The sequence below is a fragment of the Pantoea sp. BJ2 genome, from assembly GCF_040255075.1.
Classification (GTDB): domain Bacteria; phylum Pseudomonadota; class Gammaproteobacteria; order Enterobacterales; family Enterobacteriaceae; genus Pantoea; species Pantoea leporis.
Genome location: NZ_CP158292.1, coordinates 2,851,977 through 2,877,101, shown reverse-complemented (window position 1 = coordinate 2,877,101; position 25,125 = coordinate 2,851,977). Strand labels below are relative to the sequence as shown.

The following is a 25,125-nucleotide window of genomic DNA, read 5'->3' as shown; positions in this document are numbered from 1 at the left end:
TAAACGCTTAACTCACGCGAACGCATCTCTCACGCTCAAGGAAAAGCGGGATTAAGGCCTGGTTAACGTTCACCGAAGGGAAGCAATGTGATATACTTTCGCACCTTTAAATCCGGGATTATGTAGAGGGATAGCGGCTCCATGAGCGACCTTGCGAGAGAAATTACACCGGTCAATATCGAAGAAGAGTTGAAAAACTCCTACCTCGATTACGCCATGTCGGTCATTGTTGGCCGAGCCTTACCCGATGTGCGTGATGGTCTGAAGCCGGTACACCGCCGTGTGCTTTTTGCCATGAGCGAACTGGGCAACGACTGGAATAAACCCTATAAAAAATCCGCCCGTGTGGTCGGTGACGTCATCGGTAAATATCACCCGCACGGCGATTCCGCGGTATACGAAAGTATCGTGCGTATGGCCCAGCCATTCTCCCTGCGCTACATGCTGGTTGACGGTCAGGGTAACTTTGGTTCGGTCGACGGCGACTCCGCCGCAGCGATGCGTTATACCGAAGTCCGCATGGCAAAGATCTCTTCTGAGCTGCTGGCTGACCTGGAAAAGGAAACCGTCGATTTCGTGCCGAACTATGACGGCACCGAGCAGATCCCTGAAGTCCTGCCAACTAAAATTCCTAACCTGCTGGTAAACGGTTCTTCCGGTATCGCCGTTGGTATGGCAACCAACATTCCACCGCACAACCTGACGGAAGTGATCAACGGCTGTCTGGCGTTTATCGAAGATGAAGACATCACCGTTGAAGGCCTAATGGAGCACATCACCGGGCCAGACTTCCCGACGGCGGCCTTCATCAATGGTCGTCGTGGTATTGAAGAAGCCTATCGCACCGGGCGCGGTAAGATTTACATTCGCGCACGTGGCGAAGTGGAAACCGATGCTAAGACCGGCCGTGAAACCATCATCGTGCACGAACTGCCGTATCAGGTGAACAAAGCGCGTCTGATCGAGAAGATCGCCGAGCTGGTGAAAGAGAAGCGCGTGGAAGGCATCAGCGCACTACGTGACGAATCTGATAAAGACGGCATGCGTGTTGTCATTGAGATCAAACGCGATGCGGTGGGTGAAGTGGTTCTCAACAACCTCTATTCGCTGACACAGCTGCAGGTCTCTTTCGGCATCAACATGGTGGCGCTGCATCAGGGCCAGCCGAAGATCATGACGCTGAAAGGCATCATCGAAGCCTTCGTGCGTCACCGTCGTGAAGTGGTTACGCGTCGTACCATTTTCGAACTGCGTAAAGCGCGCGATCGTGCTCACATCCTTGAAGGCCTGGCGATTGCGTTGGCCAACATCGATCCGATCATCGAACTGATTCGTCGTGCACCAACGCCAGCCGAAGCGAAACTGGGCCTGCTGGCGCAGTCGTGGGATCTGGGTAACGTTGCCGCGATGCTGGAACGTGCCGGTAATGACGCTGCACGTCCGGAATGGCTGGAAGCCGAGTTCGGTATTCGCGATGGTCAATATTATCTGACTGAACAGCAAGCGCAGGCGATTCTGGATCTGCGTCTGCAGAAACTGACCGGCCTCGAGCACGAAAAGCTGCTCGACGAATACAAAGAGCTGCTGGATCAGATCGCTGAACTGCTGCACATCCTGCAAAGCGCTGAGCGCCTGATGGAAGTGATCCGTGAAGAGCTGGAGCTGATGCGCGATCAGTTCGGCGACGCACGTCGTACTGAAATTACGGCGAACAGTGCAGACATCAACATCGAAGACCTGATCAATCAGGAAGACGTTGTGGTGACGCTGTCGCATCAGGGTTATGTCAAATACCAACCGCTGACCGACTATGAAGCCCAGCGCCGCGGTGGTAAAGGCAAATCCGCCGCACGTATTAAAGAAGAAGACTTTATCGATCGTCTGCTGGTGGCCAACACCCACGACACCATTCTGTGCTTCTCCAGCCGCGGCCGTCTCTACTGGATGAAGGTCTATCAGCTGCCGGAAGCCAGCCGTGGTGCGCGCGGTCGTCCAATCGTCAACCTGTTGCCTCTGGAAGCCAACGAACGTATCACCGCCATTCTGCCGGTGCGTGAATACACCGAGGGCTTCAACATCTTCATGGCTACCGCGAGCGGTACCGTGAAGAAAACCGCGCTGCAGGAGTTCAGCCGTCCGCGTAGCGCGGGCATCATCGCCATCAACCTGCGTGAGGATGACGAGCTGATTGGCGTGGCGCTGACCAACGGTAGCGACGAAGCGATGCTGTTCTCTGCCGCCGGTAAAGTGGTGCGCTTCGCTGAAACGGCGGTACGTGCGATGGGCCGTTCGGCTTCGGGCGTTCGCGGTATCAAGCTGGCTGAAAGCGACAAAGTGGTGTCGCTGATTGTGCCACGCGAAGAGGGCGCGATCCTCACCGTGACGCAGAACGGTTACGGTAAACGTACTGCCAACAGCGAGTATCCAACCAAGTCGCGTGCGACGCAGGGCGTGATCTCGATTAAAGTCACCGAACGTAACGGACCGGTTATCGGCGCGGTACAGGTGGTGGATGGCGATCAGATCATGATGATCACCGATGCCGGTACGCTGGTGCGTACTCGCGTATCGGAAGTCAGCGTGGTAGGCCGTAATACTCAGGGCGTGATTCTGATCCGTACAGCGGAAGATGAAAACGTGGTGGGTCTGCAACGCGTCGCGGAGCCGGTGGAAGAGGAAGAACTCGACGCCATCGACGGTAGCGTAGCGGAAGGCGAGGAGGATATCGCGCCGGAAGTGGACAGCGATGACGATGCACCAGAAGCTGACGACGAAGAGTAATTCGTAACGGCTTTAATAAGCGGCAGGTCAGGAAACTGGCCTGCCGTTTTTTTATCTGAGTTTTCCCCTAAAGGCGCGGGCTAGCTGGCTTTTTAGGGCCGATAAAGCTAGTGTATGGAAGCTTTTCAACATCCTGATAACCTCTTACCGCCAGTGAGCCTCATTTGAAATATCTCGTCTCCTTTCGCACTACGCTTCGAATTTCGCGCTATCTGTTTCGTGCGCTGGCGTTGCTGCTCTGGGCGCTGGGTGCGCTGCTGACCACTTTCTACATCATCAACGTGCTGCACGAGAAAGAGAACGCGGTGCGTCAGGAGTTTGCCGCCAATTATGGTCAGGCTGAGTGGTACGTGCGCCATTCGGCGGACGTGATGCGCGAGCTGAAATACATCACCGAAAATCGCCTGAGCAGCAGCGCTAATGGTCTGGATGTGCTCAACGGTTTGCCGCCGGGCAAAGGTGCGCTGCCGCAGTTCACGCCGCTGTTTTCCGATGGCGACTGCACGTCAATGAGCAATACCTGGCGTAACTCGCTGGACTCGCTCAGCTACTACATCAATTACTGGAAAAGCAATTTTGCCTCGGCGTATGAATTGAACCGCGTGTTCTTCATCGGCGGAGAGAATCAGTGTCTGGCTGATTTCACCATCGGCAGCAACAATTCAGTCGATCGTGAACGTAGCCTGAAAGCGCTGCGCGAACGCGTGCTGCACTATCGCAACGGCAATGAAGAAGAGCGCCGCCAGCCGATGTATTGGATCACCAGCAGCGCGCAGCCGGGCGTCGGCAACTTCTATATGGTGATGCCGGTATATGTGGCGAACAAGCTGCAGGCGCTGCTGGGCGTGGAGCAGAATATTCGCCTTGATGAGTTTATTCAGCCGGGCGGTTTGCCGCTGGTGGCCACCATCACCGATGAAAACTACCGTCCGCTGATCAGTTCGCGTCGCGGCGGGCCGGGCTACTCGCTCGACGATCTGCCGGATAACAGCACCTGGTTCGGCTATCTCGACAGCTATCGCCAGCTGGTGCTGAAAAAGCCGCTGCCGCCGTCGAATCTCAATGTGGTGTGGTCGCTTTCCACCGACGTGTTAACCGATCAGCTCAAGCTGATGCTGATCAACGCGCTGCTACTCAATATCTTAACCGCGGTGATTTTGTTCACGCTGGCGTGGATTTTTGAGCGCCGCATGTTCCTGCCGGCCGAGGAGAATGCGCATCGGCTGGAGGAGCACGAGCAGTTCAACCGCAAGATTGTCGCCTCGGCGCCGGTCGGCATCTGTATCCTGCGCACCAGCGACGGCACCAACATTCTGAGTAACGAACTGGCGCATAACTATCTGACGCTGCTGACGCAGGAAGATCGCCAGCGTCTGAATGAAATCATTGGCGGTCAGCAGGTCAACTTTGTCGATGTGCTGACCGGCAGCAACACCAACCTGCAAATCAGCTTTGTACATTCGCGTTATCGTAATGAAAACGTGGCGATTTGCGTGCTGGTGGATGTTTCGGCGCGCGTGCGTATGGAGCAGTCGCTGCAGGAGATGGCGCACTCGGCCGAGCAAGCCAGCCAGTCGAAATCAATGTTCCTCGCCACCGTCAGCCATGAACTGCGCACGCCGCTGTACGGCATTATCGGTAACCTCGATCTGCTGCAAACCAAAGTGCTGCCGAAAGGCGTCGATTCACTGGTGACGGCGATGAACAACTCGTCGAGCCTGCTGCTGAAGATCATCAGCGACATCCTCGACTTCTCGAAGATTGAATCCGAACAGCTGAAAATTGAACCGCATCCGTTCTCGCCGCGTGAAGTGGTCAACCATATTGCCAGCAACTATCTCTCGCTGGTGGTGCGTAAGCGCCTGGCGCTGTATGTGTTTATTGAAAACGATGTGCCCCTGATTATGGATGGCGACGCCATGCGTCTGCAGCAGGTGATATCCAACCTGCTGAACAACGCCATTAAATTCACGCATACCGGCTGCATCATCCTGCATGCTTACGTCAAAGAGGGTTATCTGGCATTCCGCGTACGCGATACCGGCGTCGGTATTCCGGCCAAAGAGGTAACGCGCCTGTTCGATCCGTTCTTCCAGGTGGGTTCTGGCGTGCAGCGTAACTTCCAGGGCACCGGCTTAGGGTTGGCGATTTGTGAAAAGCTGATCAACATGATGGACGGCGACATCGAAGTCGATTCCGAACCGGGTATGGGCAGCCAGTTTATCGTGCGTATTCCGATCTATTCCGGTCAGCTGGCGGCGCCACCGCTGCTCGACGGCTTGCAGGAAAAAGCCATCTGGCTGGATATGCGTAATGAGTATCTCGCCAGCTTCCTGCTGCGTCTGCTGCAACAGCAGGGCATTCAGGCAGCGTATTACCACGGCCAGGCGGCGGCTGATGATGTGATCATCAGCGATCACGATGAGCCTGCCGCGCAAACTGGACGCGCACATATTCGTATCTGTGGTGAGCACATCGATATGCCGCACGAAACCGCGCCGGGGCAATGGATTCAGAGCAGCGCGATGCTCCACGATCTGCCGCAGCTGCTGGGCCGCATCTACCGCATCAACATTAATAGCCAAACCGCCACGCCGCTGCCGTTAACCACGCCAAAAGCCGCCGCGACCTTCGAAGATATTATCGTGCTGATTGTTGATGACCATCCGATCAACCGCATGCTGCTATCAGAACAGCTCGGCACCGTCGGCTATCAAACCAAAACCGCGCAGGATGGCGTTGATGCGCTGAACGTGCTGAGTCGCAACCATATCGATATCGTGCTGAGCGACGTGAACATGCCGAACATGGATGGTTATCGCCTGACGCAACGTCTGCGTCAGCTGGGACATACTTTCCCGGTGATTGGCGTCACGGCAAATGCGCTAGCGGAAGAGAAGCAGCGCTGTATGGATGCGGGCATGGATAACTGTTTGTCGAAGCCGGTCACGCTGGATGTGCTGAAAAGTACGCTGGCGGTGTATGCGGAACGCGTCAGAAAGGGCAGGGTAGAGGCGTAAAGCGGATGCTAAAAAATGGGCGGTGTCAGAAGACGCCGCCCATCTGTATTACTCTTTGTCGACCTGAGTGGCGCTGACAGAAGAGAGATAGTTCAGCAGCGCGATATCGTTTTCCACGCCCAGTTTCATCATGGCTGATTTCTTCTGGCTACTGATGGTTTTGATACTGCGGTTAAGTTTCTTAGCGATCTCAGTCACCAGGAAACCTTCTGCGAACAGACGCAGTACTTCACTCTCTTTCGGCGACAGACGTTTGTCACCGTAACCACCGGCGCTGATGCGCTCCAGCAGTTTTGCCACGCTTTCCGGCGTATATTTTTTGCCTTTCTGCAGAGCCGCGAGTGCTTTTGGCAGATCGGTTGGTGCGCCTTGCTTCAGTACGATCCCTTCGATATCCAGATCCAACACCGCGCTCAGGATCGCTGGGTTATTGTTCATGGTCAGAACGATAATCGAGAGGTCCGGATAGTGACGTTTGATGTATTTAATCAGGGTGATACCGTCACCGTACTTCTCGCCTGGCATGGAGAGGTCGGTAATCAGGACATTAGCGTCCAGTTTGGGCAAGCTGTTTACCAGTGCTGTTGAGTCTTCAAACTCACCTACAACGTTAACCCATTCAATCTGTTCCAGTGACTTACGGATACCGAACAGAACGATCGGATGGTCATCGGCAATAATTACGTTCAAGTTATTCATCTTATTGGTTACCTTGCTGCAGCAGTTGGCTGACGTAAGCGTCAATTTCACTGGTGGTATTTTTAATGGTTAAATCGTCACATACTTTAATGTGTTGTTCTAACGCTTCACAAAGCTGTTTACCTGAACCCAGATTGAGCATGGCAAACACGCCTTTCAGGCGATGTGCTGTCTGAGCAAGCGAGGGATAATCCTTTTCCGCCGCTTCAGTATACAGTCTCTTCACATCTGGCGGTACTGTCTCGGTAAACAGCTGGAAATAGCCTCCGCTCATTAGCGGCGTGGCTTCTTCATCTTCGCGACTCTCCTCTAACAAATCATGAGAAAGTTGCTTTTCAATCAGGGCCAGCAGCGCATCAAGCAGTGCATTACTGAGATTGAAGTTGACCCGGAATTGCTGATCGTTCAACGCGTGATGACCCATTTCGTCACCGGCCAGCAGCAGCGCCCAGCCGTTCAGGCGCGCCGGATCGTCGGTCACCAGCACATCATGATCCTGACCAGTTAAACGCTCATCCGAGGTCAGGCATTTCGCTCCCCAGTTTTCGAGGTGGCGACAAACGATCTTGTGTACGTCTTCTACGGCGATATCCACCAACGCGGTCACCCCTTCCAGCAGTTTCTCTTCCTGCTCGCCTTGCTGCTCTAACGCCAGCGGCAGCTGAATATTGTAGCGTGTGCCGATATCGGGTTTAGCGATGATCTCTAGCTGGCCGCCCATCTGTTTGCACAGCTGCTTACAGAGGAAAAATGCCATGCCGGACGCCTGGCCAAAACGATCTTGCGTGGTGTCGCCGAGATAGGGGAAATCGACATTCGCCAGTTCATCGACGCTCAAGCCGGAGCCGGTATCCACCAGCTGCAGCAAGACCTGGTTGGGCTTGTCTTCACTGGTTTTGATCTCCAGCGAAATCTTGCCCCAGCGCGTGGTGGTCAGCGAATAGTGCATCAGCGTGGTCAGCACTTTACGCAGCGCACGACGATCGCCAAAACGCATCTCGTCATTGGCTAAATGGTTATTCACCACCAGCGCTAAACCTTTACGACGCAGCAGCGGCAGGCTTTCCAGCGCGATTTCGTCCAGCATATCCTGCAGGTTGAACACGCTGGCATCAGGCGACCAGTCATGCGCTTCCAGGCGATTAAGCAGCACAATGTCATCCACCAGGCGCGCCAAACCCTGGCTCTCGTCGAGCAGATCGAGCACGCTTTCGTCATCGTCACGCTGGCTAAGTTGTACTAGTTGCATGACCATGCTTTGCAGTGGACCATTGAGGGCGTGACCGAGGTTATGCATTAACTGCTGACGCATCTGGTGATTACGATCCAGCACCTGTTGCGCCTTCTGCAACTTCTTATTCACCAGTAATTCGCGGTCCTGATCGCGCATCATAAATAGCTGAGTATGCGGCGACAGCACGCTGCGCGCGTGGCGAATTTCATACACTTCGTTATTGATGGTCGCCTGCAATACGCCCTGATGTTGATCGGACATATTGATGATTTTCTGCAGATTCAGGTGCGGCAACAGATGTTCAGCGATTTTATTGCTGAGCAGCGTGCGGTTAGTGGCGAAGTCGTACACCAGCAAGCCGACCGGTAAACTAGCGACGATCTCTTCGTTAAGCATGCGCAGCGAATCCAGCTCGGCGCTCTGATTCTCGTTCGGGCGCAGCGATTGCTGACGCAGCAGCGTAATGCCCGCAATCGACAGTAAAAACAGCACAAGGTTGATCAGCAGCGGCCACATCAGATTATGCAGCGTATCCAGCGCCAGGCTGGTGAGCGGCACGCGATACACCAGCTGCAGCGAAGTGCTAGGCAGCGAGGCGGCGATCTCCAGATTCGGGTTTACCAGCGCCACGTGCGTGCTTTCGCTGCTGGTGTCGTCGCTGGTGGTGGTGTTGGTGGTCGACGTTTGCGTCGCGTCCTGACGCAGTTGGAAGTTCTCCAGCGGCATATTACGCGGAATCAGATCGTTAACCGGCAAATCAAATGCCACCACGGTGGCTAAATGGCCCGGCTGATTGAAAGTGGTGCGCAGGGTAAAGTAGTGATCGTTCTGCCAGGCGAAGTGACGCAGCGGCGAGAAGCTTTCGCGCTCATCCAGCGCATTGGCCTGCTGCAGCATCTCGGCGCGGCGGCTATCAACCAGCGAATTAATCGCACTCTCTTTATAACGCGTCGCCATGTCTTTCAGCGGCAGCGTGGAGATCATAATCAGGCTGTTATCCTGACCATTGAGGAAGTACATCGACCAGGTCGGATTTTCCGCGCCCCACAGCGTATCGAGATAGTTGGACATGCGCATGGTCATATCCAGCGTGCTGCTATCGTGCGAACCGAAAATCAGTGCTTCGGTTTTGCGGCGGGTTTTTTCCAGATAATAGACATCCGGGCGCAGGCGGGTTTCCTGAAGATTACTGTTCGGCGACGAACCGGCGGCGCTGGTGGCCAGGTTCTCATAGATCTGCCACGTAGCGAAGCGCGACGCATCGATGCGTTTCTGCATCGCACGCGCCAAATCGGTCATCGCATAGCGCTTCTCTGTCATCCAGGCATTCACGCTGTTGTGCACCATCGCGCCCAGCGCCAGAAAAAGCACCAGGTTAAACACCACGAAAAAGCGCGTTACATTGCCGGATGTCAGTGGAAATTTATAAGGCAGCATAGTGTCTCAGGATCATGGAATTAGCGCGCAACCCGTCGGGCACTGGCAGCGACGGCCAGCAGCAGCAGAGCGATAAGCAAAAATGCACCACTCAGGCTGATCCACTGGGAAATTAATCCGATTAAAGCCGGACCTGAAAGAATACCTGCATAGCCTAACGTTGTCATGGCCGAAATCGCCAGATTCGACGGCATATCGTGTTGATTCCCGGCAGCATTGAACAACATCGGCACCGTATTGGCCAGGCCAAAACCCACCAGCAGGAAAGCCAGCAGCGCAATTTGCGGCCACGGCAGCAACACCGCCAGCGTCATGCCTGCGGCAGCGGCTAACGCACCGGTCAACATCACCGGATAACGTCCGAAGCGCTGAATCACTTTATCGCCGGTCAGACGACCAATGGTCATTGCCACCGAGAACACCGCATAACCTAAACCGGCGTGCGCCGGGCTCATCTCCGGGCTTTGCAGCAGCAACAACGCGCCCCAATCCAGCACCGCACCTTCGGCAAGAAACAGAATAAAGCAGAGCAAACCGAGGAAAGCCACCCAACCGCGCGGAATAACTAGCCACGGCTGATCGGGCTGATGCAGGCGTTCGGTCATCAGCGTCGGCAGGCTCCACACCAGCAGCAGCACAATCAGCACCATCACCGCGCCTACGGCTTGTAACGGCGTCAGGCCGCTGCCGAGTAACAGGCTGACGGAACCGGCGCCGATAATCCCGCCGAGGCTAAAGAAGCCGTGGAAACCGGACATCATCGGCTTGCGTGCGGCTTTTTCCACTTCGACCGCCTGCACGTTCATCGCGACATCCAGCATGCCGAGTCCGGCACCAAACACCATTAAAGTGGCGGCCATCAGCCACATCACATCAAGCGTTGCCAGCAGCGGTAACATCGCCAGCACCACCAGCGTGGAGCACAACATCACCCGACGACCACCGAAGCGCGCAATCAAACCGCCGGTAATCGGCATCGCCGCCAGCGAGCCAATTCCCAAACACAGCAGCAAACCACCCAATGATGCGCCGCTCAATGCCAGACGCTGGCTGGCGAACGGCACCAGCGGTGCCCATGCGGACATGCCCAATCCAGCGATGAGGAAAACGATACGTGTCCCGAGGTTGACACGGTGATGCAATTTATTTTGCGGCGCGGCGTCCAGTGCTGTCATAAAGAGTAGTTTTCATTAGCGGGTGAAGCGACGAAGTTTAGCATCAAAGCGCATGTCACACCGCGCATCAGACCCTATCAGATGGCAGCGATTAAACGCCAGAAACAGGCATATTACCGATTTTTTACGCATCGCTGCGCTTTTCCAGAACTTTCCTGGCATGTGCCAATCATTACTGGAGTGACTTAAGTAAAATTTTTTCTGCCGAATGATGCAGTATACTGATGAAAGATTCCGCGCCACATGCGGCCTGGACGTCAATTTTTTGGCGCTGTCGCAAAGCATGCATTTCCGGATTTTCGCCAATAGGCAGCGACCACGTAAAACCGATATGTTAGTCATCCCATCATCTCCCGATGCGGAATATAGCGAGATCGAGATTATTTCTCCCCCTTTGGGAGAATTTTGCTGTGCCTTATTTTACTCCTTGTTACCTGCGGGTAACCCGTTTTCATCAGGCGAAGCGGGCCATTGATTAATGGCCTGTATGGCGCACCGGTACGCTTAAAACATTAATAAGCTTAATGACCGTTGCAATACCTTCCCTGTAACGAGGTTACCTATGTCTTCACGTCAATCCGAACAACAATTAGCGGCGATTCTGCACTCTGCGGTCACTCTTTATCCGCTGGCAGACGACACATCATCTTTGCAAACGCGCAGCGTGGATACTACGCCGCCCGCGCCGTTACGTCCTTATGAACCTATTGCACAAGATGGCGTGATTGCCGCATGGGAATCCGGCAGGAATATTCACCTGCGCGGTCGCGCCGAATCTGAGCCAGGCGCCACCGTAACGCTGACCTTTAACGGCGAAGTCTGGCACAGCACGGTAAATAAATGGGGTTACTGGAATGCTTCGATGCCGCCGTCGGTGCTCAACGGATTGTCCGACGGTGCTTATTCGCTGACGCTAACCCTCACCGACAAAGCCGGTAACAGCACCGATACGCAGGTGGGCTTTGGGGTTTACGTGGATAAAACCATCAAGCCTACGCTGACGTTGGATCCGATCAGCGGTGATAACGCGGTCAGCGTGGCAGAAGGCATTTACGGCGTGGAGGTGCACGGCAGCGTTACGCACATGCCGGCGAACAGCCATATCACGGTGATTTTAGCCGGGAAAAAATACTCTGGCGGCGTTAACGATAAAGGCGAATGGACCGCTGCCATTCCTTCACAGGATCTTCAGGCGTTACAGGATGGCGTCTACAGCCTGAAAGTCAGCGCTACCGATCCCAACGGCAAAACCACCGCTTATCTGCAGGATGTCACCTTAATTACCCACGTTAGCAGCCTGCCGCACATCAGCTTCGATAAGGTCACGGCAGACAACGTGATCAATAAAGAAGAGAGCCAAAACGATCTCACCTTCAGCGGCGATCTCTCGGTGGTGGTACCGGGCCAGCAGCTGTTGCTGTGCAGTGGAGATGCGGTATATCACGCGCAGATTGGCAGCGACGGTCACTGGCAGGTGACGATTCCGGCCAGTGAAGTGGCGAGCTTTATTTCACTGGGCGAAATCCGGGTTTATGCGCAGGATGGCGCTGGCAACACCACTGACGCAATGCTGGAACTGAACGTGGTCACCCAACTGCCAGACATCTATTACGAAATCAATATTGGCGGCGATACCACGCTGAATCAGCAGGAAGCGCAGCACGATCTCAGTTTCTATCTCGAAGGCGTGAAGGAGCTGACGCTCAACGGCAAAAACTACACGCCGGTCAACGGCATGGTCACCATCAGCGCCGAAGATCTGCAGGCGCTGCCGGATGGCGAAGTGTCGGCGCTGGCCACGCGCTGGGATGAGTACGGCAACCACGATACGCAGATTATTGAGAACCTGTTCAACGTTGCCACGCATCAGGTGCCGACCATTACGCTGAATCAACCGTTTGGCGACGGGGTGCTGGATGCGGCGGAGCTGAATAGCTGGCATCTGATTCAGGGCAGCAGTAGCCATCTCGATCAGGGCAGCCTTGTGACGTTGACGCTGGGCGATCAGAGTTACACCGCCACGGTTAAAGCCGACGGCAACTGGGCGCTGACCATTTTGGCGGGTCAGCTGGCACCGCTGGATGATGGCAGCTACCAAATGAAGGTCAGCGCGCAGGACAAAGCAGGCAATGTGGCGACGGCGACGCAGCCGGTGACCATCGATAGCCATGAGGCGGCCGCCAGCGTCAGCAGCGAGCCACTGAATACGCAGCTGGTCGACGCAGGCGACAGCGCCGCCGCTCAACCCAGCGATGCGCGCGCCACGGAGAGTCACTACAACGCCAGCGATAGCAGTTACACCCTCGGCGATCATCTGCAGCAACATCAGGTTCAGAGCCTGGCGTAATCCGCCCATCAACCGCTAGCAACATCGGCTAGCGGTTGCCAGCCCACTCTCATTGCTCACGGGACAACAGGGATGACAGCACAACCCTTCAACAGCGACAACGGCATCGCGGCAATGCTGCGCGTGGCGGCACGCTTCGGTAAACCGGCGGACGGCAGCACGCTGCGCCAGCAGATGCGCTGGTTTCAACATCTGGCCCCGACGCAACAGTTAGAACGTTTAGCCCGGCTGTTAGGCCTGCATTTGATGTTGCTGCCGCACAGCAAACTGCGCTGGCGGCAGGAAATTGTGCCGGTATTGCTGCTGCTGGAAAATGGCAGCGTGGCGTTGATAGAAGAGGTGGATAGTAACGGTGGCGTACGTTACTGGCTGAGTGAAAGTGGCGATGTGGTGCGCGCAGGTCAGCTGCAGGATTTGCTCATGCAGGCCGACATGCAGGTCGGCGTCGTTGGTGTGGCGGCGCGGGCGCGTGATGCGCGCATCGATGAGTTTGTGCAGCCGTATCAGCCGCACTGGTTCTGGCATCACTTTCGTGGCATGAAGCGGCGCATTGCGGAAATCAGCCTGGCCTCGCTGGTCGGCAACGTGCTGGCGCTGGCGGGCATTCTGTTTTCTATGCAGGTGTACGATCGGGTGATTCCGGCGCAGTCGCTGCCAACGTTGTGGGTGTTGTTCGCCGGCGTGGTGCTGGCGGCCGCCATTGAGTATCTGATTCGCCTCATGCGCACCCAGGTTTCTGATCTGATGGGCAAACGCATCGACCTGAAAATATCCGCCATGCTGTTTGCGCGGGCGATGAACATCCGCAACGAAGCGCGTCCGCGTTCCACCGGCTCCTTTATTGCCCAATTGCGTGAAATTGACCAGGTACGCGAACTGCTGACGTCCACCACGGTGAATGCCGCCGCCGACTTGCCGTTTGTGCTGCTGTTTCTGCTGATTATGGCGTCGATTGGCGGCTGGCTGGTGCTGATTCCGTTACTGGCGATTCCGCTGATCGTCATTCCTGGTTTACTGGTGCAGATCCCTATGGCGCGTCTGGCGCAGGAAGGGTTGCGGGAAAGCGCGCTGCGCCAGGCGGTGTTGGTGGAAACCTTAGAAGGTGTAGAGGATATCAAAGCGCTGCAAGCGGAACCCTATTTTCAACGCCAGTGGGAGCAAACGCACGAAGTTAGCGCGGCCATCAGCAATCAGCAACGTTTGTGGGGCGCGCGCCTCACCGGTTGGTCGGCCAGCGTGCAGCAGCTCACCTATGCCGGCATGTTGGTGCTCGGCGTCTATCTGGTGCTCGACAATCAGATCACCACCGGCACGCTGGTGGCGTGCAGCTTGCTCTCATCACGCACCATCGCGCCGCTGATGCAGCTCACCATGGTGTTTTCGCGCTGGCAGCATGCGAAATCGGCGATGAAAGGGCTGGATGAACTGTTAAAGAAGCCGCTCGACCAACCCGATCACGCCACGCTGGCGCACTGTCCGGTGCTCAGCGGCCACTATCTGCTGCAAAACGTGCATTACCGCTACGAAGAGGAGAGCGGTAATAGCGTGCTCAACATTCCGCAGTTGCAGATCGCGCCCGGCGAACGCGTGGCGATTCTCGGTAAAGTCGGCGCGGGCAAATCGACGCTGCTGAAGATGCTGGCCGGTCAGGCGCGCGCCAGCCAGGGCAAAGTGCTGGTGGACGGCGTCGATCTCACCTGCATCGATCCGGTCGATCTGCGGCGTCAGCTTGGCTGGCTGTCGCAGGATGCGCGGCTGTTTTTCGGCACGCTGCGCCAGAACCTGCTGCTCGGGAATCCGCACGCCAGCGAGCAGGAGATGCTGCAGGCGCTGCGCATTAGCGGCGCGTTAGCTTTGGTGCAGCAGGATGCCGCCAGCCTCGATCGCATTATTCACGAAGGCGGACGCGGCTTGTCCGGCGGCCAGCGGCAAATGGTGCTGCTCAGCCGGTTGATTCTGCGCCAGCCGCAGGTGGTTTTGCTGGACGAACCGACCGCGGCGATGGATGAACAGCTGGAAGCGCAGGTGATTCGTCAGCTGGCGCAATGGGTCACCGGGCGCACGCTGGTACTGGTCACGCATCGTCCCGCGCTGCTGCGCATGGTTGATCGCATCATTGTGATGGATAACGGCCGCATCGTGGCCGATGGCGCGCGCGACGAGATTCTGCGCCACGCCGCCAATAAAAAAGGAGATGCGGCATGAGCGTGGTGCTGTTGGATAAAGATCTGACGCGGCGTGAGCGTCGCACCTCGGCGATCATCTGGCTGTGCGTGGTGGCGCTGCTGCTGTTTCTGCTGTGGGCGTACTTTGCGGTGCTGGACGAAGTCACGGTTGGCATCGGCAAAGTCACGCCTTCCAGCCGCGCGCAGATCATTGATAGCCTTGATGGCGGCATCGTCAAACAGCTCAATGTGCACGAGGGCAATATCGTGCAGCGCGGCGAGGTGCTGGCAACACTCGATCCTACGCGCTTTCAAACCAACTTTGGTGAGGCGATTGCGCGGGTGCGTACGCTGCGTGCCTCCTCTGAACGTTTACAGGCCGAGCTCAGCGACACGCCGCTGAGGTTCAGCGCCGATATCCTGCAACATCCCGAACTGGTGGCGCGCGAAACGCAGCTCTATCAGGCGCGGCGGCAGAATTTTGTCGAGACCATCGGCAATTTGCAGCAATCCCTTGCGCTGGTGCAGGCAGAACTCAACGTGACGGAGCCGCTGATGCTGCGCGGCGCGGCGGGTAAGGTGGATGTGATTCGCCTGCGTCGCCAGGTTAGCGATCTGCGCGGCAAAATCGACGAAGCGCGCAACGATTATTACGTGCGCGCCCATGAAGAGCAGGTGAAGAACAACGGTGAGCTGGATGCGCAGCTGCAGGTGGCGGCAGGCAAGCAGGATCTGCTGACGCGCACTACGCTGATTTCGCCGGTGCGCGGCATTGTGAAGGATGTGCGCGTCACCACCGTGGGCGGCGTGCTGGAGCCGGGTGGCAAGCTGATGGAGATTGTACCGCTGGAGGATCAATTGCTGATTGAGACGCGCATCAATCCACGCGATATCGGCTATATCCGGCCGGGTTTACCCGCGGTGGTGAAGATCACCGCCTACGACGCGTCGATTTATGGCGATCTGCACGGGGAAGTCGAAACCGTCTCGCCTGATACGCTGCAGGACGAAGTGCGGCACGACGAGTTTTACTATCGCGTCTATGTGCGCACGCAAAAAGCCGAACTGACCAATAAAAGCGGCCGCAGGTTCGCCATCATGCCCGGCATGGTAGCGAATGTTGAGATTAAAACCGGTCATAAAACCGTGATGGATTATTTGCTTAAGCCACTGAATAAAGCCAGGGAATCACTGCGTGAGCGTTAACAATATGCGCCGGCAAATATTGCAGCGATCTTTGTTACGCCCCGAAATTAACATTGCCGATTTAAGACTATGAATTGAACGAAATGTGCGAAAAGAGACAAATAATGCGCGGCAATTATTGTGGTTAATTTAACCCGCGTAATTAACTTTACGCAATATAAGGCGATGTCTGAATTGCGGGCAAAAAAATGCCGGACCATCTGGTCCGGCGGGAAATTAGGGTAAATCAAAACATTCGGGGTGAATGAAGGTAATAATGAAATAAATGATGATAGCGGAGATAATTGTATGCTCTGGATGGGTTTGAGTTTTGTCATTCAGTGCGGAAATGTAACTCATGTAATTTGATGTTTTTGAACAATTAAAATATGTGTTGTCAAAAAGTGCTATATTTTTTACCTATCTGTGCTGGTTATTAGTTCCCCTGAATTTACATCCTGAAATAACTATTTAATACACTGAAACAGTTTTGGAAATTTAGTAGCATTTTCGTGATAGATTATTGCCCAACATAAAATAACAATGGCTTGCCGGCTGAATTTTTAATCATTCAGTTCGCAGTGGCAAAAATAAAGGCACATTAAAGAGGGTAATAAAAATGAAACGTCGCGTTCTCTCCCTGATGATTCCTGCATTGCTGGTGGCAGGATCAGCAAGCGCAGCTGAAATTTACAATAAAGATGGCAACAAATTAGACCTCTACGGAAAAGTGGACGGTCTGCATTATTTCTCTGACAACTCTGGCTCAGACGGTGACCAGTCTTACCTGCGTTTTGGCTTCAAAGGTGAAACTCAGGTGACCGATCAGCTGACCGGTTACGGCCAGTGGGAATACCAGGCTGCACTGAACACCGCAGAAAGCGAAGGCACCGCGAACAGCTATACGCGTGTTGGTTTTGCCGGTCTGAAATTTGGTGATGCAGGTTCATTCGATTACGGCCGTAACTACGGCGTGATGTACGATCTCGGCGCATGGACTGACGTTCTGCCAGAGTTCGGTGGCGATACCTACGGCGCGGACAACTTCCTGTTCCAGCGCAGCAACGGCCTCGCTACCTATCGTAATACCAACTTCTTCGGTTTAGTGGATGGCTGGAACTTCGCGGTTCAGTATCAAGGCAAAAACGATAACCCAACCGAATCTACTGGCTCTGGTCGTGATGTGTTGGGCGAGAACGGTGACGGCTACGGTCTGAGCACCACTTACGATCTGGGTTCAGGTTTCGGTATTGGTGCAGCGATGTTCCAGTCTGACCGTACCAATAACCAGAACGGTAACAATCCACGTACTGCCAACATCCTGGGTCGCGGTGATAAAGCCGAAGCTTACAGCGGCGCGCTGAAGTATGACGCTAACAACGTTTACCTGGCCGCAATGTACAGCCGTTCATACAACGCAACGCGTTTCGGCGCCAGCGATAGCGGCACCGTTTACGGTTACGCCAACAAAGCGGATAACTGGGAATTGGTGGCACAGTACCAGTTCGACTTCGGCCTGCGTCCATCTCTGGCGTTTGTCTCTTCTCGCGGCTCTGACATCGAAGGTTACGGCAGCCAGAACCTGAAGAAATACATTGATGTAGGCGCAACTTACTACTTCAACAAAAACATGTCGACCTACGTTGATTACCAGATCAACCTGCTGGACGACAACAACTTCACCGACGCAGCCGGTATCAATACCGATGACGTCGTAGCGCTGGGCTTGGTTTACCAGTTCTAAGGGTGATGGAGCGTGACTTGCCGGTCACGCTCCCGTTTTCAGCAGCGCATCCAGCGCGGCACGCAGCACGTCGACCACCCGTTCCGCCTCCTCGCCAATCTGTACCTGCACAATCGCGCCCTCAACCAGCAACACAATCTGCGCCGTTTTGACCTGCTGATCGGGCATCAACTTGTCGCTGATCGCCTGCGCCATCTCACGCTTATGTTGACGAATCAGTTCGCTGGCTTCCGCTAACGTGTCGCCCAGCTCCGCGGCGGTATTGATAAACGCACAGCCGCGATAATCGTCATCCCTGAACCAGCTCAGTAACGCCGCGGGCAGCGCATCGATCAATGCCGCATGCTGATTCAGCGCATGGCGAAACGCCAGCATCCAGCGCTGATGGCGCTGCTGTAAAAACGCCAGCACCAGCGCATTCTTCGCCGGAAAGTGACGATAGAAAGTCACTTTGGTCACGCCCGCTTGCGCAATCACCTTATCCACGCCGGTGGCGCGAATGCCTTGTTGGTAAAACAGCTGCTGCGCGCACAGCAAGATACGATCGCGCGCGGAGGCGGTGGCATCAAAGATCAGAGGCTCAAGCATAAAAATTCCTGTGTTTGCATGTAGACAGAATTGTCTACATACGGCAGGATGAATCAAGTAGACAGACCTGTCTACATCATAGGGAGAAATAACATGCTGGTGCCACCGTTCAATCAACAAACCGCATTACAGAAAGTCCGCATGGCGGAAGATGCCTGGAACAGCTGCGATGCGCAGCGTGTTTCGCGGGTGTACAGCGAAGATACGCGCTGGCGTAATCGCAGTGAATTCGTCAATGGACGCGCAGAAGTCGTGACCTTCCTGCAACGTAAGTGGATCAAAGAGTTGGATTATCGACTGATCAAGGAGTTATGGGCGTGGCATGAAGATAAGCTGGCGGTGCGCTTTGCCTATGAATGGCATGATGACAGCGGTAACTGGTTTCGCAGCTATGGCAATGAGAACTGGCACTTTGGTGCCGATGGTTTGATGATTCAGCGATTCGCATGCATCAACGATCTGCCGATCAGCGCAGATCAGCGTCTTTTCCACTGGCCAGCCGGCACGCGCCCGGACGATCATCCGGGCCTGAGTGAGTTGGGACTGTAGCGGTTACTGCATACCACGCCATTTTTTGGCTTTGGGTGCCGGTTGCGGCGGCGGGTTGGTGATGGCGCTCAGGCTGCCTTCCATCGCGACACCCGCCAGCGTAAAGGCCGAGAAGCTCAGCCAGTGCTGCCATTTACTGTTTTGTGTTTTGCTATTTTCCATTCTGCACCTCGCTGAAGTTCAACTCATCTTCAACAATGCAGCATTCATGCCAGCGCACCGCTCTCAGCGCCACGCGGCTTGTAGCGACTTTGCTACACTGCGCCAGCGCTGAAGCGGTGCAGAAGGGTGATTTTCTGGTGCAATAATTTAACGTCGGCGTGCAGGATAGTGCTGAATCAGGCGATGGCGGTAAGTCTGCCAACATTTGAAACTGCCATAAATGAACAGCCCGGCGGTTACGGCAATAATCATATAAATCATCTGATGCTCCTGTAGGCATAACGTTGCAGGAACCGGTTATCCTGTGTCAGCGTTTATCGAACATCAAGCAGCTTTAGACTGCTTTACAAGCGAGTTATGCTTTGTAATTGGCTGTAGTAATGGGTTACAGATGAGGAATTGATGCGTTTTCAGAACATTCTGCTAATTAGCCTGCTGGCATTAGGTTTCAGCGGTTGCGAAAAAAACAGCAGCCAACCTGCGATGGTACTGGAAGGCAAAACCATGGGCACCGTGTGGCGCGTCAGCGTCGCCGACGTTGATCCGCAGCGTAAAGCGGCGTTGCAACAGCTGATCCAGCAACAGCTGGATCGCGATGACGGCGAACTCTCGACGTGGAAAAGCGATTCGGTGCTGTCGCACTTTAATCAGTATCAAGGCAACGCACCGCAGCCGGTAAGCGCTGACATGGCGGACATCGTCACTGAAGCGCTGCGAATCGGGCATAAAACGTCGGGTGCGATGGATATCACCGTGGGCCCGCTGGTCAATCTGTGGGGTTTTGGCCCGACGAAGCAACCGGCGCATACCCCCAGCGAGGCTGAAATCGCCGCTGCTAAAGCGCGGACCGGTTTGCAGCATCTGCGCGTGATTCAGGGCGTTAACGGTCAATGGCTGCAGAAAGATCTGCCCGGCCTGTATGTCGATCTCTCCACCATGGGCGAAGGCTATGCCACCGATCATCTGGCGCGTCTGATGGAGCAGCAAGGCATCACTGATTATCTGGTTTCAGTGGGCGGCGCAGTATTGAGCCGTGGCGTCAATGCTAATCAGCAGCCGTGGCGCGTGGCGATCCAGAAACCCACCGATCGCGAAAACGCGGTGGAAGCGCGCGTCGATCTGCAAGGGCATGGCATCAGCACCTCCGGCAGCTATCGCAACTATTATGAACTGGATGGCAAACGCATTTCGCACGTCATTGATCCGACTACCGGAAGACCGATTGAGCACAAGCTGGTGTCGGCAACGGTGATAGCCACCACCGCGCTGGAAGCGGATGGCTGGGATACCGGTTTGATGGTGCTCGGCAGCGAACGCGCTAAAGCGTTAGCGGTGAAAGAGCATCTGGCGGTCTATTTGATCAGCAAGCAGGGCGACGGCTTTACTCACTGGATGTCGCCGCAGTTTAAAACCTTCCTCATCGATCAGGCATCTCAATAAAGGAGGCGCACATGCTGGATTTATTTAGTGACGAAGCGCCGTGGCAGGAACCGCTGGCGGATGGCGCGGTGATTCTGCGACGTCGCGCTCGCGAACAGGCCGACGCGCTGCTGGCGGCGATTCACGATATCGCCGCGAAAAATCCCTTTGCCCATCGCATCACGCCCGGTGGCCATCGCATGTCGGTGGCGATGACCAACTGTGGTGATTTTGGCTGGTCCACCGATTCGCGCGGCTATCAATATACCGAGCAAGACAGCAACAGCGGACACCATTGGCCGCCGATGCCCGCGCTGTTCCGCGAGCTGGCGCAGCAAACCGCGCGCGAAGCGGGCTTTGCCGGTTTCAACCCGGATGCCTGCCTGATTAACCGCTATGAACCCGGCGCAAAACTGACGCTGCATCAGGATAAAGATGAGAAGGATCTGCGCCAGCCGATTGTGTCGGTTTCGCTGGGATTGCCTGCGGTATTCCAGTTCGGCGGTTTCGAACGCGGCGATGCTACCCAGCGCGTGCTGCTGGAACATGGCGATATCGTGGTGTGGGGCGGGCCATCGCGCCTGCGTTATCACGGCATTCTGCCGCTCAAACCTGGTATTCATCCGCAGGCAGGCGCGTTCCGCTACAACCTGACCTTCCGCCGTGCTTTTTAGCGCATTTTCGTCTCGGCGCAATTAATTTGGAATGCATGTTGTTAAGCCATTGATGAAGGCGCTGGCCGGTGCCACTTTTGGTCCGGCGGTCCTCGCGCCGCTTACGCGGTACCTTCACTTCGCTCGTCTGCCTGACGGAGCGGCGGAGACGGGACTTCCATGTCCCGGCTCCGCCTTTCGCCCGCGTCCTGCGGGCTCTCCTGGCTTCCTCGCTTCGTTCAGCGCTGCGGATTGCCGGCCCAAAAGCGGCCCCGGCCTGCTCATCAACTTCAGTGCGTATTATTGAAAAGGGCTCATTTGCCAGAGGCGCAGACGTGTCAGAGCCCGCACAGATAATGCATTTTCAAAACAAAATACCTTCTTATCTGACAAGCATTTCGCAATAAATCGCGCCGCTACTAAACGAGCGGCGAGAAACATTTTACTCAGGCAAATTTGAGATGAGAATTATTCTTGCTATCAGCCAAGGCGACATTAAACTGCAGGCTGCTTTATTGACCGCTGGAACCCTTTGATGGCATTGCTGCAAGTCGTTTTTCGCCAGTACCGCTGGCCTTTTATTGGCGTCATTCTTCTTACATTGTTAAGCGCCGTGCTTGGTATTGGTTTGATTGCCTATATCAATAATGAGCTGATCGTCGCGGTGAATACCTCGATTTCGGTGCTGCCGAGTTTCCTTGGCCAGCTGTTCCTGCTAATGGCGGTGACGCTCGGCTCCCAGCTGGCGCTGACTATGCTCGGCCACCACTTTGTCTGGCGGCTGCGCGGCGAATTCATCAAACGGATTCTTGATACGCGCGTGGAGCGCATCGAACAGATTGGCAATGCCCAACTGCTGGCCGGTCTCACCAGCGATGTGCGCGCCATCACCATCGCCTTCGTGCGTTTACCCGAGCTGATTCAGGGCATCATTATTACGCTCGGTTCGGCGCTTTATCTCGCCTGGCTCTCGCCAAAAATGCTGTTGATCACCTGTCTGTGGCTGGTGGTGACGCTGGTTGGCGGCTGGCTGCTGGTATCACGCGTTTATCAGCACATGGCTAAGCTGCGTGAAATCGAAGATGACCTGTATCGCGATTTCCAGACCATTATCGAAGGGCGTAAAGAGCTGCAGCTTAACCGCGAACGTGCGCAGCTTATTTACGACAGCGTTTATCAGGAGAATGCCAAAAGCTATCGCCACCACATCGTGCGCGCCGATACCTTCCACCTCAGCGCGGTGAACTGGTCGAATATCATGATGCTCGGCGCGATTGGCATCGTGTTCTTTATGGCGAACGGGCTGGGCTGGGCAAATACGGCGGTGGCGGCAACTTATTCGCTGACGCTGCTGTTCCTGCGCACACCGCTGTTGGCGGCGGTCGGCGCCTTGCCGACGCTGCTCAGCGCGCAGGTGGCGTTTCGCAAGCTCAACAGGTTTGAACTGGCGCCCTATGAAGAAACGTTCAAGGCGCTGCCAAAAGTCAGCGACTGGCAAACGCTGGAGCTGCGCGACGTCTGCTTCCACTACGGCGAGCACGGATTCCAGGTTGGGCCGATCAATTTGACGCTACGCCGCGGCGAGCTGGTGTTCCTGATTGGCGGCAACGGCAGCGGAAAATCGACGCTGGCGATGCTGCTCACCGGCCTCTATCAGCCGCAATCGGGCAGTTTGCTGCTGGATGGCAAGGTGGTGGATTGGCAAAACCTCGATGCGTATCGCAAACATTTCTCGGCGGTGTTTACTGACGTGCATCTGTTTGATCGCCTCATCGGCGATCAAGGGCAGCCAGCCAATCCTGCGCTGGTGCAGCAGTGGCTGGAGCGTCTGAAGATGCAGGACAAGCTCAAGCTGGAAGGCAACAGAGTGCTTAATCTGCAACTGTCGAAAGGGCAGAGCAAACGTCTGGCGCTGCTGCTGGCAGCCGCCGAAGAGCGCGATATTCTGTTGCTCGACGAATGGGCGGCGGATCAGGATCCGCATTTCCGTCGCATCTTCTATCGTGAGCTGCTGCCGTGGTTACAGGAATCGGGTAAAACGGTGTTCGCTATTAGTCATGACGATCACTACTTTATTCACGCCGATCGCTTGCTGGAGATGCGCGAAGGTCAACTAAGTGAGTTAACCGGTAACGAACGCGAGATGGCAACGCTGGATGCGGTGCAACGTACCGATACCGGCCATTAACGCCAGCCGGGAAAGCTTAGCAAAAACCCTTATTGGGCAAGAAGTTGCGGAGTGAGTAAAGTCACTCCCAGCAGAAATCCTCGTTTCTGCGCCCCTGGAACACTTTTCTGTCGTCTTGTGTTGTCACCGGCTCAGGTTTATTTCTGAGCCGGTTTTTTATTTTGTCGGGAGTGGATGCGTCAGCAGCGTAATCACGCGATCTCCAGCCAGCCAAAAACGCGCCTGCAGCAGCGCTTTGGTGGTGAAATACTCATCAAAATCCTGACACAACCGCAGCGTTGCACGGCCTTGCTGCACGTCCAGTTCCAGCACTTCCGCCTGAAGAAAATCCATTGGCTGATGCAATTGCGGCCACAGCGCTTTGTACACACTCTCTTTCAATGAAAACAGCAGTGTAGCGGCCTGGGCAAAGGGCATAGGCCGCGCCAGCAGGCGCTGTTTTTCCGCCGGGCTCATCAACATCCCAGCGGTTTCATCGGCGGTTTCCTCCGCCATAATCTGCTCAACATCCACACCCACGCACAGTGGCTCGCGCGTCGCAGCCATCACCGCAACGCTGTGCGTATGCGACAGCGACGCCTGAATGCCGGCGGGCCACAACGGTGAACGATCGGGCGCATTACACAACACAAAGTGCGGTAAACCGAAGTGCGCAAAGTTTTGCTGCACCAGCCAGCGACTCGCCAGATGCTCGGCTTTGCGTTTCGTCACCGCGCTCTGTAGCGACGCGGGCAGCGGCAGTTGCCACGCCTGGTGCAATTCAGCATGCCAGTGATGTTGATCGAATTCGCACCAGGCGATCGGCAATGTATCCAGCGACATGCCAGCAGCGCGGATAAACGGGGAAGAGGGCAGGGCAAGCGGCGTTTCAAAGGCGAACATAAAAAATCACGGCTGACGGAAAACGTAGTTTTACCAGCCAGCCGGATGGAGAGCAAGCCAAAGGGGCTCGCCTACTTTTAGTTATTTGGCGGAATAGCCATGCCTTTAATCTGCACCACGAAGTGCTGATGGCCTTTGGTGATGCGCGCACCGCGATCGCACCAGCGCGAGGCGAGACGGAAGAAATCGTCGCTGCCGATATCGTAAGCCAGTTCAACTTTATTGATACCCGAGTGCAGGAGTTCTTCCGCATCCTGCAGGTTTTTTGCTTTGATGACCATAATGGTTTCCATCGAAAAAACAAGAGCCATAAGAGTAAGAGAAGTCTGTGACAGTTTTGTTTCAAATTGATGAAGCGCTGTCATATTTATCCAGAAATGTGATCTGGCTCGGGTTGAGTTGCTTTCGGTAAGTTACTGATTAAAAGCCAATAATCAGCATTTCTTTGGCGATAATCTGAGAATGCTTTATTGCATGGAAAACATATGAAATCGCCAGACTTTATATTCTGCCTTTACTTCCAACACATATGAATTACCATATGTAATAGATTTTTACTGGAACCTGGCCCAATGCTTCCTGTTCAACTTTTCAAGCTGCTTGCCGACGAAACGCGTACGACGATCGTTTTATTATTACGAGAGGCCGGAGAGTTGTGTGTCTGCGATCTCTGCATAGTTACCCAACAATCACAGCCAAAGATTTCACGCCACATTGCCTTGCTGCGCGATGCTGAGCTGATTCTGGATCGACGTGAAGGCAAGTGGATACACTATCGCCTTTCTCCGCATATGCCGGCCTGGGCTGCATCGATTATCGATACGGCCTGGAATAGCCAGCGTGAGGAAGTGCGTGAGTCGCTGAAGAACGCCGCTGCTACGGGTTGTGAATAATCAT

Annotated in this window: 19 protein-coding genes; 11 read left to right on the top strand and 8 right to left on the bottom strand. The window is 55.1% G+C overall.

What is annotated here, in order from left to right; translation table 11 throughout:
* Positions 1-141: 141 nt before the first annotated feature.
* Positions 142-2,781, top strand: coding sequence for a DNA topoisomerase (ATP-hydrolyzing) subunit A (gene gyrA, locus AAF463_RS13275; RefSeq protein ID WP_101763668.1), 2,640 nt, complete (start codon positions 142-144; stop codon positions 2,779-2,781).
* 164 nt (positions 2,782-2,945) lie between these two features.
* Positions 2,946-5,801 (top strand): two-component system sensor histidine kinase RcsC, encoded by a 2,856-nt coding sequence (gene rcsC / locus AAF463_RS13270; RefSeq protein ID WP_350260925.1) that lies wholly within the window; start codon positions 2,946-2,948, stop codon positions 5,799-5,801.
* A gap of 48 nt (positions 5,802-5,849) precedes the next feature.
* Here the strand turns inward: rcsC and rcsB are convergent, their stop codons facing one another.
* The 3 genes from rcsB to AAF463_RS13255 are packed head-to-tail and all read right to left on the bottom strand — an operon-like array spanning position 5,850 to position 10,346.
* The gene (gene rcsB / locus AAF463_RS13265) at positions 5,850-6,500 is read right to left on the bottom strand and encodes a response regulator transcription factor RcsB (RefSeq protein ID WP_007889370.1); all 651 of its coding nucleotides are present in this window, start codon (positions 6,498-6,500) and stop codon (positions 5,850-5,852) included.
* Between the two features lies 1 nt (position 6,501).
* Positions 6,502-9,168 carry a phosphotransferase RcsD gene (gene rcsD / locus AAF463_RS13260; RefSeq protein WP_350262001.1) on the bottom strand — a complete coding sequence of 889 codons (2,667 nt, stop codon included), beginning with the start codon at positions 9,166-9,168 and terminating at the stop codon, positions 6,502-6,504.
* A 23-nt stretch (positions 9,169-9,191) separates the two neighbouring features.
* A complete protein-coding gene (locus tag AAF463_RS13255) occupies positions 9,192-10,346 on the bottom strand; it encodes an MFS transporter (RefSeq protein WP_110866581.1) in 1,155 nt (384 codons plus the stop codon).
* Positions 10,347-10,908: 562 nt separating this feature from the next.
* Here AAF463_RS13255 and AAF463_RS13250 point away from each other — a divergent pair.
* The 4 genes from AAF463_RS13250 to ompC all read left to right on the top strand — a co-directional run bounded on the left by AAF463_RS13250 (position 10,909) and on the right by ompC (position 17,787).
* Complete coding sequence (locus AAF463_RS13250) at positions 10,909-12,693, top strand: Ig-like domain-containing protein (protein ID WP_350260924.1); 1,785 nt, start codon at positions 10,909-10,911, stop codon at positions 12,691-12,693.
* A 72-nt stretch (positions 12,694-12,765) separates the two neighbouring features.
* Entirely contained in the window at positions 12,766-14,898 is a 2,133-nt protein-coding gene (locus tag AAF463_RS13245; RefSeq protein ID WP_350260923.1) for a type I secretion system permease/ATPase, read from the top strand.
* Positions 14,895-16,064, top strand: coding sequence for an HlyD family efflux transporter periplasmic adaptor subunit (locus tag AAF463_RS13240; protein ID WP_271460842.1), 1,170 nt, complete (start codon positions 14,895-14,897; stop codon positions 16,062-16,064). Before AAF463_RS13245 ends, AAF463_RS13240 begins: the two co-directional genes overlap by 4 nt.
* Positions 16,065-16,662: 598 nt before the next feature.
* Complete coding sequence (gene ompC, locus AAF463_RS13235) at positions 16,663-17,787, top strand: porin OmpC (RefSeq protein WP_101763675.1); 1,125 nt, start codon at positions 16,663-16,665, stop codon at positions 17,785-17,787.
* A gap of 24 nt (positions 17,788-17,811) precedes the next feature.
* Here the strand turns inward: ompC and AAF463_RS13230 are convergent, their stop codons facing one another.
* On the bottom strand, positions 17,812-18,375 hold the full coding sequence (locus tag AAF463_RS13230; RefSeq protein ID WP_192233291.1) for a TetR/AcrR family transcriptional regulator: 564 nt from the start codon (positions 18,373-18,375) through the stop codon (positions 17,812-17,814).
* A gap of 93 nt (positions 18,376-18,468) precedes the next feature.
* Here AAF463_RS13230 and AAF463_RS13225 point away from each other — a divergent pair, with 93 nt between their 5' ends.
* Positions 18,469-18,924, top strand: coding sequence for a nuclear transport factor 2 family protein (locus tag AAF463_RS13225; protein WP_217548719.1), 456 nt, complete (start codon positions 18,469-18,471; stop codon positions 18,922-18,924).
* A 3-nt stretch (positions 18,925-18,927) separates the two neighbouring features.
* Here the strand turns inward: AAF463_RS13225 and AAF463_RS13220 are convergent, their stop codons facing one another.
* A complete protein-coding gene (locus tag AAF463_RS13220; RefSeq protein ID WP_168197464.1) occupies positions 18,928-19,086 on the bottom strand; it encodes a hypothetical protein in 159 nt (52 codons plus the stop codon).
* 147 nt (positions 19,087-19,233) lie between these two features.
* Positions 19,234-19,347, bottom strand: a complete 114-nt coding sequence (locus AAF463_RS13215; protein WP_192233297.1) for a response regulator — start codon at positions 19,345-19,347, stop codon at positions 19,234-19,236.
* Between the two features lie 141 nt (positions 19,348-19,488).
* Between AAF463_RS13215 and apbE the strand changes: the two genes are divergently transcribed.
* The 3 genes from apbE (at position 19,489) to AAF463_RS13200 (ending at position 23,346) form a co-directional block, all read left to right on the top strand.
* Positions 19,489-20,526, top strand: coding sequence for an FAD:protein FMN transferase ApbE (gene apbE / locus AAF463_RS13210; RefSeq protein ID WP_222233726.1), 1,038 nt, complete (start codon positions 19,489-19,491; stop codon positions 20,524-20,526).
* 11 nt (positions 20,527-20,537) lie between these two features.
* Positions 20,538-21,179, top strand: a complete 642-nt coding sequence (gene alkB, locus AAF463_RS13205) for a DNA oxidative demethylase AlkB (RefSeq protein ID WP_192411484.1) — start codon at positions 20,538-20,540, stop codon at positions 21,177-21,179.
* A gap of 514 nt (positions 21,180-21,693) precedes the next feature.
* Positions 21,694-23,346 carry a multidrug ABC transporter permease/ATP-binding protein gene (locus tag AAF463_RS13200; RefSeq protein WP_110866591.1) on the top strand — a complete coding sequence of 551 codons (1,653 nt, stop codon included), beginning with the start codon at positions 21,694-21,696 and terminating at the stop codon, positions 23,344-23,346.
* A 156-nt stretch (positions 23,347-23,502) separates the two neighbouring features.
* Here the strand turns inward: AAF463_RS13200 and AAF463_RS13195 are convergent, their stop codons facing one another.
* Positions 23,503-24,228 (bottom strand): 4'-phosphopantetheinyl transferase superfamily protein, encoded by a 726-nt coding sequence (locus tag AAF463_RS13195; RefSeq protein ID WP_350260922.1) that lies wholly within the window; start codon positions 24,226-24,228, stop codon positions 23,503-23,505.
* A gap of 77 nt (positions 24,229-24,305) precedes the next feature.
* Positions 24,306-24,509, bottom strand: coding sequence for a hypothetical protein (locus AAF463_RS13190; protein WP_008105079.1), 204 nt, complete (start codon positions 24,507-24,509; stop codon positions 24,306-24,308).
* Positions 24,510-24,800: 291 nt separating this feature from the next.
* On the opposite strand from AAF463_RS13190, the gene AAF463_RS13185 reads away from it, so the two are divergent.
* Positions 24,801-25,121: a metalloregulator ArsR/SmtB family transcription factor gene (locus tag AAF463_RS13185; RefSeq protein WP_271460839.1), complete on the top strand. Its 321-nt coding sequence runs from the start codon at positions 24,801-24,803 to the stop codon at positions 25,119-25,121.
* Positions 25,122-25,125 lie beyond the last annotated feature (4 nt).